This is a genomic window from Rivihabitans pingtungensis (assembly GCF_003201855.1).
GTDB lineage: Bacteria > Pseudomonadota > Gammaproteobacteria > Burkholderiales > Aquaspirillaceae > Rivihabitans > Rivihabitans pingtungensis.
In genome coordinates, this window is record NZ_QJKI01000015.1 from 70,646 (window position 1) to 82,641 (window position 11,996).

Annotated in this window: 9 protein-coding genes and 1 pseudogene; 1 reads left to right on the forward strand and 9 read right to left on the reverse strand. The window is 64.1% G+C overall.

Annotation, left to right across the window (positions count from 1 at the left end; all coding sequences use genetic code 11):
- Nucleotides 1-131: 131 nt before the first annotated feature.
- Complete coding sequence (gene typA, locus DFR34_RS11405) at nucleotides 132-1,946, forward strand: translational GTPase TypA (RefSeq protein ID WP_110391283.1); 1,815 nt, start codon at nucleotides 132-134, stop codon at nucleotides 1,944-1,946.
- A 216-nt stretch (nucleotides 1,947-2,162) separates the two neighbouring features.
- Here typA and DFR34_RS11410 read toward each other — a convergent pair whose 3' ends face one another.
- The 9 genes and pseudogenes from DFR34_RS11410 to DFR34_RS17390 form a co-directional block, all read right to left on the reverse strand.
- A complete protein-coding gene (locus tag DFR34_RS11410) occupies nucleotides 2,163-4,109 on the reverse strand; it encodes an acetoacetate--CoA ligase (RefSeq protein ID WP_110391284.1) in 1,947 nt (648 codons plus the stop codon).
- A 197-nt stretch (nucleotides 4,110-4,306) separates the two neighbouring features.
- Complete coding sequence (locus DFR34_RS11415) at nucleotides 4,307-5,221, reverse strand: hydroxymethylglutaryl-CoA lyase (RefSeq protein WP_110391285.1); 915 nt, start codon at nucleotides 5,219-5,221, stop codon at nucleotides 4,307-4,309.
- Between the two features lie 29 nt (nucleotides 5,222-5,250).
- On the reverse strand, nucleotides 5,251-5,823 hold the full coding sequence (locus tag DFR34_RS17955) for an acyl-CoA carboxylase biotin carboxyl carrier protein subunit (protein ID WP_444544403.1): 573 nt from the start codon (nucleotides 5,821-5,823) through the stop codon (nucleotides 5,251-5,253).
- 42 nt (nucleotides 5,824-5,865) lie between these two features.
- Nucleotides 5,866-7,209, reverse strand: a pseudogene (locus DFR34_RS11420) (acetyl-CoA carboxylase biotin carboxylase subunit); the annotation flags it as partial.
- Nucleotides 7,210-7,231: 22 nt separating this feature from the next.
- Nucleotides 7,232-8,032, reverse strand: a complete 801-nt coding sequence (locus DFR34_RS11425; protein ID WP_110391287.1) for an enoyl-CoA hydratase/isomerase family protein — start codon at nucleotides 8,030-8,032, stop codon at nucleotides 7,232-7,234.
- 16 nt (nucleotides 8,033-8,048) lie between these two features.
- Nucleotides 8,049-9,647, reverse strand: a complete 1,599-nt coding sequence (locus DFR34_RS11430) for a carboxyl transferase domain-containing protein (protein ID WP_110391288.1) — start codon at nucleotides 9,645-9,647, stop codon at nucleotides 8,049-8,051.
- Nucleotides 9,648-9,678: 31 nt separating this feature from the next.
- The gene (locus DFR34_RS11435; RefSeq protein WP_110391289.1) at nucleotides 9,679-10,851 is read right to left on the reverse strand and encodes an isovaleryl-CoA dehydrogenase; all 1,173 of its coding nucleotides are present in this window, start codon (nucleotides 10,849-10,851) and stop codon (nucleotides 9,679-9,681) included.
- Nucleotides 10,852-10,976: 125 nt separating this feature from the next.
- A complete protein-coding gene (locus DFR34_RS11440) occupies nucleotides 10,977-11,372 on the reverse strand; it encodes a MerR family transcriptional regulator (protein ID WP_110391290.1) in 396 nt (131 codons plus the stop codon).
- 419 nt (nucleotides 11,373-11,791) lie between these two features.
- Nucleotides 11,792-11,996: hypothetical protein (locus DFR34_RS17390; protein ID WP_211309382.1), on the reverse strand; the 205-nt coding region annotated here is incomplete at its 5' end.

The window sequence follows — 11,996 nt, forward strand, 5'->3', positions numbered from 1 at the left end:
TTGCCCGCCGCCCTCTGCGGCGGTTTTGCCCCCGCTGTGTTGCGACGCAATGAATTTTTGTCGGGCCAAGGTGACAGCGCCTTGCGCCGTGCTACAATTGCGCCTATTTTTTTCCACGCATTGAACCACTTATGTCCCGTAATCTGCGCAATATCGCCATCATCGCCCACGTTGACCACGGTAAAACCACCCTGGTTGACCAACTGCTTCGCCAATCCGGCACCTTCCGTGACAACCAACAGGTTGACGAACGGGTGATGGACTCCAACGACCTGGAAAAAGAGCGCGGCATTACCATTCTGGCCAAAAACACCGCCATCGAATACGAAGGCACCCACATCAATATCGTGGACACCCCAGGTCACGCTGACTTTGGCGGTGAGGTGGAGCGCGTGCTGGGCATGGTGGACGGCGTGGTGCTGCTGGTGGACGCCCAAGAAGGCCCGATGCCGCAAACCCGTTTCGTCACCAAAAAAGCGCTGGCCCTGGGCCTGCGCCCGATCGTGGTGATCAACAAGATCGACCGTCCGGGCGCGCGTCCGGGCTGGGTGGTGGACCAAACCTTCGACCTGTTCGACAAACTGGGCGCCACCGACGAGCAGCTGGACTTCCCGATTGTCTACGCCTCGGGCCTGAACGGCTTTGCCAAGCTGGAGCTGGATCAAGAATCCAACGATATGCGCCCGCTGTTTGACGTGGTGCTCGCACACGTGCCGACCCCGCCGGGTGACGCCGAAGCCCCGCTGCAACTGCAAATCTCCGCGCTGGACTACTCCACCTACACCGGCCGCCTGGGCGTGGGCCGCGTGCTGAACGGCCGCATCAAGCCGGGCCAGGCCGTGGTGGTGATGAACCACGAAGACCAGGTGGCGCAAGGCCGCATCAACCAAGTGCTGGGCTTCAAGGGCCTGGAGCGCGTGCCGGTGGACCAAGCCGAAGCCGGCGACATCATCATCATCTCCGGCCTGGAAGACATCGGCATTGGCGTCACCATCTGTGACCGCGAAAACCCGGTGGGCCTGCCGATGCTGTCGGTGGACGAACCGACCCTGACCATGGACTTCATGGTCAACACCAGCCCGCTGGCCGGCACCGAAGGCAAGTTCGTCACCAGCCGTCAGATCCGCGACCGCCTGAACAAAGAACTGTTGACCAACGTCGCCCTGCGCGTGGAAGACACCGGCGACGCCGATCTGTTCCGCGTGTCCGGCCGTGGCGAACTGCACCTGACCATTCTGCTGGAAAACATGCGCCGCGAAGGCTTCGAGCTGGCCGTGGCCAAGCCGCGCGTGGTGTACAAGGAAATCAACGGCGAGAAGTGCGAGCCGTATGAAAACCTGACCATCGATCTGGAAGACGGCCACCAAGGCGCGGTGATGGAAGAAATCGGCCGCCGCCGTGGCGAGCTGACCAATATGGAATCCGACGGCCAGGGCCGCACCCGCCTGGAATACCACATCCCGGCGCGCGGTCTGATCGGCTTCCAGTCCGACTTCATGACCATGACCCGCGGCACCGGCCTGATGAGCCACGTGTTTGACGACTACGCCCCGGTGAAGGCCGACCTGCCGGGTCGCCACAATGGCGTGCTGGTGTCGCAAGAAAACGGCGACGCCGTGGCCTACGCGCTGTGGAAGCTGGAAGACCGTGGCCGCATGTTTGTCAGCCCCGGCGACAAGCTGTACGAAGGCATGATCATCGGCATCCACAGCCGCGACAACGATCTGGTGGTCAACCCGATCAAGGGCAAGCAGCTGACCAACGTGCGCGCCTCCGGCACCGACGAAGCCGTGCGGCTGACCACGCCGATCAAGCTGACGCTGGAATCCGCCGTGGAATTCATCGACGACGACGAGCTGGTGGAAATCACCCCGCAATCCATCCGCATTCGCAAGCGTCACCTGAACGAACACGACCGCAAAAAGGCCGTGCGCGGCCTGCTGTAAGACTGGCTCGGGCCGCTTGGCCCCACAGTAAAAACCCCCGCTGGCGCTTTGCGTTGGCGGGGGTTTTTGTTTGGGCATGACGCCTGTTACGCTTGGTGGGGGGTGAGACGTGCTCACCGAATGCAGTAAAACAGCCCTGGCTCCACATGCGCAGACCGTGCCGGTCGTCCCGGCAAATCCACCCCGCAGAGCTCCACGGGCATTGGCGCACGGTGCTCAGCTGCGCAGTTCTGCCCGATCGCGGAAGTGCTCCAGCGCTTCCGGGTTGGCCAGCGCGCCCAGATTGTTCACCGGCTCGCCGTGAATCACGTTTTTCACCGCCAGTTCAACAATCTTGCCGCTGAGGGTTTTCGGGATATCCGCCACCTGCACGATCCGCGCCGGCACATGGCGCGGGCTGGCGCCTTGGCGAATCTGCCGGGCGATGCGTTCGCGCAGCGCGTCGTCCAGCGTGACGCTGGGGCGCAGTTTGACAAACAGCAGCACCCGCTCGTCGCCGTCATGGCGCTGGCCGCAGGCCAGGCTTTCCAGCACTTCTTCCACCCGCTCGACTTGCCGGTAGATTTCCGCCGTGCCGATGCGCACGCCGCCGGGGTTGAGCACCGCGTCCGAGCGGCCGTAGATCACCATGCCGTCGTGCGCGGTCAGCTCGGCAAAATCGCCATGGCACCAGACATCGGCAAAGCGGGCAAAGTAAGCGTTGTGGTATTTGCTGCCGTCCGGGTCGTTCCAGAAGCCAATCGGCATGCTGGGGAAGGGCGCGGTGCACACCAGCTCGCCTTTTTCTTCGCGCACCGGCTGGCCGGCTTCGTTCCAGATGTCCACCGCCATGCCCAGCCCCCGGCATTGCAGCTCGCCGCGATACACCGGCAGCACCGGGCTGCCCAGGGCAAAGCAGGAGACAATATCGGTGCCGCCAGAAATCGACGACAGCTGCACATCGGCCTTGATGTCGCGGTAGACGTAATCAAAGCCTTCCGCCACCAGCGGCGAGCCGGTGGAGAAAATCGCCCGCAGCGCGCGCAAATCATGGCTGCGCGCCGGCGCCAGCCCTTGCTTGGCGGCGGCGTCCAGGTATTTGGCCGAGGTGCCAAAGTGGGTGCCGCGCTCGCGGGCGAACCAGTCCCACAGCAGCTGGCCATCCTGGGCAAACGGGCTGCCGTCAAACAGCAAGAGCGTGGCTTCGCTGGCCAGGCCGCTGACCAGCCAGTTCCACATCATCCAGCCGCAGGTGGTGAAGTAAAAAAACCGGTCGCCGGGGCGCAGATCGGCGTGCAGCCGGTGTTCTTTCAGATGCTGCAACAGCGTGCCGCCCGCGCCGTGGACAATGCACTTGGGCTTGCCGGTGGTGCCGCTGGAAAACAGGATGTACAGCGGGTGATTGAACGGCAGGCGGGCAAATTCAATGTCGCCGCCGGGGTGTGGCGCCAGCCAGGCGGCCCAGCTCACCACGCCGGCCAGCGCCGCCACTTCCCTGTCGCCAGTGTAGTTCACTACCACCACTTGCGGCGCGTCCGGCAGCCCGGCGGCAATCGCCGCCACCTTATCCGCCACCGCCACCCGCTTGCCGTTGTAGTAATAACCGTCCGGCACCAGCCACACCTTGGGCGCCACCTGGCCAAAGCGGTCGAGCGCGCCATCCACGCCAAAATCCGGCGAGCACGACGACCACACCGCGCCCAGGCTGGCGCTGGCCAGCATGGCGATGATGGCTTCCGGCATATTCGGCAACATCCCCGCCACCCGGTCGCCCACCCCCACGCCCGCCTGGCGCAAGGCTTGCGCCGCCTGCGCCACCTGCTGGTGCAGCTCGGCCCAGCTTAACCGCCGCTCGACCTGCCCTTCGCCACAAAACACCAGCGCTTCGCCATCATCCCGGCGGCGCAGCAGGTTCTCGGCCACATTCAAGCGCCCTTCAGGAAACCAGCGCGCCTCACGCATCGTCGCCCCTGGCGCCAGGGCGACATCGCCCGGCTCGCCAATCACCTCGGCTTCGTCCCACAGCAAACGCCAGAATGCGCCCGGCTCGGCCAGGCTCCACGCGTACAACGCCGCCTGATCCGGCAAATCCCGCCCGGCCAAGGCTGCTGCGCGCGCCCGAAACTGGGTCATCGCGCAGCCGGCAACCCGCTCCGGGCTGGGCGTCCACAAAGGAGTGTGCATGCTGAAATCTCCCTGATCACCGCCCGGCGCTGCCGGACGGCGTGATGTCTGTGCAAAATTAAGTTATTCGTGTGACTGTAACGGAAAAATCTGCAGCCATTTCCGCTTTGTCATGCTCGCGCAGCCACGGTATAGCTGGGTTCAAGCCTCCAGCAAATAGGATTCGGAGCGAAGTTCTGCCCTAACTCATCCCTTCGCTATTCACTCCCCCGCTTGGCCAACAAGGCCCGCGCCACCCGCGAGGCCGGTGGTTTGCCCAAAAAGCCGCTGATCAAGGCGCTGGCGTCCAGCAAGGCTTCCAGCGACACCCCGCATTCCACCCCTAGGCCATTCAGCAACCACACCACATCCTCGGTGGCCACATTGCCCGACGCGCCTTGCGCATATGGGCAGCCGCCCAGCCCGGCCACCGAGCTGTCGAAGGTCGCCAGCCCGCATTCCATCGCCGCGACGATATTGGCAATCGCCATGCCGTACGTGTCATGGAAATGCCCGGCCAACTGGCTGGCTGGAATCTGCGGCAATAGCGCGTCCAGCAGCCGGCGCACCCCGGCTGGCGTGCCGACGCCGATGGTGTCGCCCAGCGAGATTTCCGTGCAGCCCATCTCCAGCAGGCGCAGGCTGACGTCGGCCACTGCCTGCGGGGCGATGTCGCCTTCGTAGGGGCAGCCGAGCACGCAGGAGACATAGCCGCGCACCGCCACGCCGTGCTGACGGGCGGCGGCCAGCACCGGGGCAAAGCGCGCCAGGCTGTCGGCAATGCTGCACTGGATATTGCGCTGGGAAAAACGCTCGCTGGCGGCGGCAAATACCGCCACTTCGCGCGCGCCGGCAGCCAGCGCGGCGTCAAAGCCTTGCAGATTGGGGGTGAGCACCGGGTAATGCAGCGGGCTGGCGGCTGGCTGGAGCGCACGCACGATGTCGGCGCTGTCGGCCATTTGCGGCACGCGCTTGGGCGAGACAAAGCTGCCGGCTTCGATATGCGTCAGGCCAGCGGCGGCCAGGCGCTGGATCAGTTGCAGCTTGACGTCGGTCGGCACCGGCGTGGCTTCGTTTTGCAAGCCGTCGCGCGGGCCGACTTCCACCAGGGTGATATGAGAGGGATAGCGCATGTGGGGCGTCCTGTGGTGAATCACGGCGGTCAGGGCAGCACAAAGTCCAGCAGGTCGCTGCCTTCGCTGACCTGCTCGCCCACGGCAAAGTAATACGCCGCCACATGACCCGGCCCGGGGGCGACCAGGGTGTGCTCCATTTTCATGGCTTCCAGAATCATCAGCGGCGCACCTTTTTCCACCTCCTCGCCCAGCGGGGCGAGCAGCGCCACCACTCGGCCGGGCATCGGCGCTTTCAGGTGGGTGTCGCCGTGCTGGATGTCGGCTTCGGCGGCGTACGGGTCGGGCAGGGTGAAGGCGGTCAGGCCGCTGGGCAGATACACCTGCAAGGCGTCGCCGTGTTGCAGGCAGTCGGCGTGCAGCCGGCGGGCGTCCAGCTGGATGCTGAGCTGGCTGCCGTTGCGCTGGGCGCGGGCCTGGCCGACTGCGCCATCGGGCAAGCTCAGCGACCAACTGCCGTCGGCGTGCAGGTGTGCGCCGATGCTCAGGGCGTGTTCGCCGTATTGCAGCGCCAGGCGGCGCTGGCATTCGGCGTTCAGCCGCCAGCCGTGGCGCGGGGTGGCGGCGGCTTCGCCGGCCAGCAGCCAGCAGGCGGCGGCCACCAGCGCGTCGGCGTCGGGCAGGGCGCTGGCCGGCGGCAGCAGCTCGGCCTGGTGACGGGCAATCAGGCCGGTGTCCAGGTCGGCGCCGGCAAAGGCCGGATGGCGCGCCAGCCGGCGCAAAAAGGCGATATTGGTGGTCAGGCCGAGCACGCGGTAATCGGCCAGCGCCTGGTCCAGCCGCGCCAGCGCCTGCTGGCGGTCGTCGCCCCAGACAATCAGCTTGGCGATCATCGGGTCGTAGTAGGGGGTGATGGCGTCGCCTTCCTGCACGCCGGTGTCCACCCGCACGCTGGCGCTTTCTGTGGGCGGACGCAGGCGGATCAGCTGGCCGGTGGCCGGCAAAAAGTCGCGGTCCGGGTCTTCGGCGTAGATGCGCGCCTCGATGGCGTGGCCGTGGATGCGCAGCGCGTCCTGGCGCAGCGGCAGCGGCTCGCCGGCCGCCACGCGCAGCTGCCAGGCCACCAGATCCTGGCCGGTGATCATTTCGGTGACCGGGTGCTCCACTTGCAGGCGGGTGTTCATCTCCATGAAATAAAAGCGGCCGTCGGGCTCGACGATGAATTCCACCGTGCCGGCGCCGACATAGCCCACCGCACGCGCGGCGGCGCAGGCGGCTTCGCCCATTTCCTGGCGGCGGGCGGCGTCCATGCCGGGGGCAGGGGCTTCTTCCAGCACTTTCTGGTGGCGGCGCTGCACCGAGCAATCGCGCTCGAACAAATACACCGCCTCGCCGTGCTGGTCGGCAAACACCTGGATTTCGATATGGCGCGGCTTTTGCAAATAGCGTTCGATCAGCACGCGGTCGTCGCCAAAGCTGGCGCTGGCTTCGCGCCGGCACGAGGCCAGCGCATCGGGAAAGTCGGCGCTGCGTTCAACAATGCGCATGCCCTTGCCGCCGCCGCCGGCCGAGGCCTTGATCAGCACCGGGTAGCCAATCTGGTCGGCTTGCTGGTGCAAAAAGCCGGCGTCTTGTTCGTCGCCGTGGTAGCCGGGGGTCAGCGGCACCTGGGCGCGCTCCATCAGCTGTTTGGCGGCGGATTTGCTGCCCATGGCGGCGATGGCGGCCGGCGGTGGGCCGACAAACACCACGCCGGCATCGGCGCAGGCCTGGGCGAATTCGGCGTTTTCGGACAAAAAACCATAACCGGGGTGGATGGCTTCTGCGCCGCTGGCGCGGGCGATGTCCAGAATCCGCTCGGCGCGCAGATAGCTGTCGCGCGCCGGGGCCGGGCCCAGTCGCCAGGCTTCGTCGGCCAGGCGGACAAAGCGCGCGCTGGCGTCAGCGTCGGAATACACGGCAATGGTGCGGATGCCCATGGCGCGGGCGGTGCGGATGATCCGGCAGGCGATTTCGCCACGGTTGGCGATCAGCAGTGAGCGGAACATAAATATCCTTCAATCGCGAAGTTCAGGGCTTTTTCGCCGGCAACCAACCCGGCGGGCGTTTATCGAGAAAGGCGCTCAGCCCTTCGCGCGCCTCGGGCTGGCTGCGCACGCGGGCGATGTGCCAGGCGGTTTTTTCCAGCAGGGCGTCGTCCAGCGGCGAGCCGGCGCGCAGGTCGGCCAGCAAGAGCTTGGCTTCGGCCTGGGCGGCGGGCGCGCCCTTGCATAGCTCTTGCACCAGCTTGCCGATGCGGGCGTCCAGCTGCTCCGCCGGGCTGATCTCGTGCACCAGGCCCAGCTGGCGCGCCAGCGCGGCGTCGATGCGTTCGGCCGACAAAAAATACCGGCGCGCCTGCCGCCAGCCGATGGCGTCGGCGACATAGGGGCCGATGGTGGCCGGGATCAGCCCCAGACGCACTTCGGACAGGGCAAAGGTGGCGCTGTCGGCGGCAATCGCCATATCGCAGGCGGCGGTCAGCCCGGTTCCGCCGCCAAAGGCGGCGCCGTGCACGCGGGCGATGGTGGGTTTTTGCATGCGGTACAGGGTTTTCAGCATGCGCGCCAGCGCCAGCGCGTCGGCGCGGTTTTTTTCTTCGCTGTAATCCGCCGCGCGGCGCATCCAGGCCAGGTCGGCCCCGGCGCAGAAACTGGGGCCGCGTCCGGCCAGAATCACCACGCGCACGCTGTCGTCGCCGTCCAGCACGACAAAGGCGCGGATCAGCTCGGCAATCAGCGTTTCGTTAAAGGCGTTGTGCAGGTCGGGGCGGTTCATCCACACCGTGGCGATCGGGCCGTTGCGTTCCAGTTCCAGGGTTTCGAAGTACATGGTGGCGTCCTTGTGGCTACATGCGGAACACGCCAAAGCGTGTTGGCTCAGCCGGCGCATTCATCGCGGCGGACAGGCCCATGGCCAGCACGTCGCGGGTTTGCGCCGGGTCAATGACGCCATCGTCCCACAAACGGGCGCTGGCATAGTAGGGGTGGCCCTGACGTTCGTATTGCTCGCGCACCGGGGCTTTGAGTTTTTCTTCGTCCTCGGCGCTGAATGCCTCGCCCAGTTGCTCGCGCTTGACCTGGGCCAGCACGCCGGCCGCCTGTTCGCCGCCCATCACCGAAATGCGGCTGTTGGGCCACATCCACAAAAAGCGCGGGCTGTAGGCGCGGCCGCACATGCCGTAGTTGCCGGCGCCAAAGCTGCCGCCAATCAGCACGGTGAACTTGGGCACCCGCGCGCAGGCCACGGCGGTGACCAGCTTGGCGCCGTCGCGGGCAATGCCGCCGTTTTCGTATTTTTTGCCGACCATAAAGCCGGTGATGTTCTGCAAGAACACCAGCGGGATATTGCGCTGGCAGCATAGCTCGACAAAGTGCGCGCCCTTGAGCGCCGACTCGGAAAACAAGATGCCATTATTGGCGATCACACCCACCGGCCAGCCGTCCAGATGGGCAAAGCCGCACACCAGGGTCGTGCCATAGTTTTGCTTGAATTCGTCCAGCGCGGAGTCATCCACCAGCCGGGCGATGATTTCGCGCACATCAAACGGCTTTTTGGCGTCTACCGGAATCACGCCATACAGCTCTTCGGCGGCGTAGCGCGGCGGCTGGCTGTCGCGGCGCACAGGGCCCGGCGGGCGCTGGCGGTTGAGGTGGCTGACAATCTGCCGGGCCAGGCCCAGCGCGTGGGCGTCGTTCAGCGCGTAGTGGTCGGCCACGCCAGAGATGCGGGTGTGCACATCGGCGCCGCCCAGTTCTTCGGCGGTCACCACTTCGCCGGTGGCGGCGCGCACCAGCGGCGGGCCACCCAGAAAAATGGTGCCCTGATTGCGCACGATGATGGATTCGTCCGCCATCGCCGGCACATAGGCGCCGCCAGCGGTGCAACTGCCCATCACCACGGCGATTTGCGGAATGCCGGCGGCGCTGAGATTGGCCTGGTTGTAAAAGATGCGGCCAAAATGATCCCGGTCGGGAAACACCTCATCCTGCAAGGGCAGAAAAGCACCGCCAGAGTCCACCAGATAAATACATGGCAGGTGGTTTTCCCGGGCGATGTCCTGCGCGCGCAGGTGTTTTTTCACCGTCATCGGGTAATAGGTGCCGCCCTTCACCGTAGCGTCGTTGGCGACAATCATGCAGTCGATGCCGGACACCCGGCCAATGCCGCTGATCATGCCGGCGCCAGGGGCATCGTTGTTGTACATGTCCCAGGCGGCCAGCTGTGATAGTTCCAGAAACGGCGCGCCAGGGTCCAGCAACAAGTCGATGCGTTCGCGCGGCAGCAGCTTGCCGCGCGCCACATGCTTGCTGCGCGGGCCTTCGCCGCCGCCCAGCGCATTGCGGGCGATTTTTGCGCGCAGGTCGGCCACCAGCGTACGCATCTGCGCGGCGTTGGCCTGAAAATCCGCTGCGCGCGGGTTGAGTTTGGAATCAATAATCGGCATCTTGGCCTCCCTTGGACGATAAGGATGTCGCTCAGCCTTGTTCGGCCATCAGTTCACGGCCAATCAGCCAACGGCGGATTTCGCTGGTGCCGGCGCCGATTTCATACAGCTTGGCGTCGCGCAGCAGGCGACCGGCCGGGTAGTCGTTGATATAGCCATTGCCGCCCAGGCATTGGATGGTGTCCAGCGCCATCTGGGTGGCGCGCTCGGCGGCGTACAGAATTACCCCGGCGGCGTCCTTGCGCACTTGCCGACCCCCTTCACCGCGATCCAGCGCCTGACCCACCGCGTACACATAGGCGCGGCTGGCCGACAGGCTGACGTACATATCGGCCAGCTTGCCCTGCATCAGCTGGAAGTTGCCAATCGGCTCGCCAAACTGCTGACGCTCTTTCAGATAAGGCACGGTGATGTCCATGCACGCCTGCATGATGCCCAGCGGGCCGGCGGCCAGCACCGCGCGTTCGTAGTCCAGCCCGCTCATCAGCACTTTCACGCCTTCGCCCACCTGGCCCAGCACGTTTTCTTCCGGCACTTCGCACTCGTCAAAAAACAGCGGGTAGGTGTTGGAGCCGCGCATGCCCAGCTTGTCCAGCTTGCTACCGGCCGAGAAGCCCTTGAAGTCTTTTTCGATCAAGAACGCGGTGATGCCGCGTGGACCGGCGTTGACGTCGGTCTTGGCGTACACCACCAGGGTGTCGGCGTCACCGCCATTGGTGATCCACATCTTGCTGCCATTGAGCACATAGCGGTCGCCGCGCTTGTCGGCGCGCAGTTTCATGCTCACCACATCCGAGCCGGCGTTGGGTTCAGACATCGCCAGCGCGCCGACATGCTCGCCAGAAATCAGCTTGGGCAGGTATTTTTGTTTTTGCGCCGCGGTGCCGTTGCGGCGAATCTGGTTGACGCACAGATTGGAGTGCGCGCCGTAAGACAGCGCCACCGAGGCCGAAGCGCGGCTGATTTCTTCCATGGCGATCATGTGCGCCAGGTAACCCATATGGGCGCCGCCGTATTCTTCTTCCACGGTGATGCCCAGCAGGCCCATCTCACCCAGCTTGCGCCACAGCGCCGGCGGAAACTGGTTGCTCTGGTCGATTTCGGCGGCGTAAGGGGCGATCTCCTGCTCGGCAAAGTGGCGCACGCTGTCACGCAGCATGTCCAGTTCTTCACTCAAGGCAAAATGCAGGCTGGTGTACGACATGGTGTCAATCTCCTCGGTGGTGATCCGCGCGCCGTGCAGCGTGGCCGGCTGTGCTGCGGGAATTTATAGTGTGGGTAAGTGTATTACGCTTACGTAAACGTAAATCAAGCGGCGAGTGAAAATCCTTATGCGCAGTCGGCGCGCAGGCCCGGTGGCTGCAACACGCTATGGCAGTATTGCTCCAGTTGCTCGATATCGTGCATCACCTGCTCGATGTCTTCACGCTGCTGAATCAGCTGTTTTTTGCGCGTGGACAATTTATTCAGCAGGGTCAGCGCCTGCGACGATTCATCTCGCGCAACTTCATATAGATCAATGATTTCTGCGATTTCCGACAAAGACAAGCCCAGGCGCTTGCCGCGCAGGATCAACTTCAGCCGCACCCGGTCGCGCGCGGCGTACACCCGGCTGCGTCCTTGGCGGGCCGGGCAGAGCATGCCTTGCTCTTCATAAAAACGAATGGTGCGCAAAGTAACGCCAAACTCGCTGGACAACTCGGTGATGGTGTAAGTGCGACGCATCGCGGGGCTCGCTTTTGTGACGTTTACGTAAGCGTAAACTATGCCTTTGCATTTGGCAAGCGGGTGGCGAGGCGGGTGTGTTTGCGCTGGTGCGGTGGGGGTGGTGTGTCAATGAGATGTCAGCGTGGTGGCGTGTTGGCTGAGTGGGTGGTTTTTTACATATATTAAGGAATAAAGCTGAAATCGGGGTGATCTGTCGTGCTGGCGGTCTGGAATAGGCGGGGGTGAGGGTGTTTGCGTGCGGCGGGCAGCGGTAAATCGGTCCGTCGGCCAAGAAAAACCGCCCTGTTTTGCGGATTTTTGCCGGCTCAGGCAAAAAATTGCCCATGCTGAAAGAAGATTTGCTGCGGTGTTTTTCGAGAATTCGCCGGGTAAGTGCAGTTTTTTGCAAAAATCTTCAAAAAAGATTCGCTGTTAATTCAACGGATTGTCGTGTTTTTCGCATTTTTCTGCAAAAAAGTGTGTTGCGGGGGGTTGACGGTTTCAGGGTCGGTGCGTATAGTTCGCATCTCTGCTGCTGACGCAGACAACGAAACGAAGCGAAACAAACCGCTGACGTTACCGGGTTCTGATTCAGAAAGCAACTGATCTTTAACAGAAAAGACAACCGATAAGTGTAGGCGC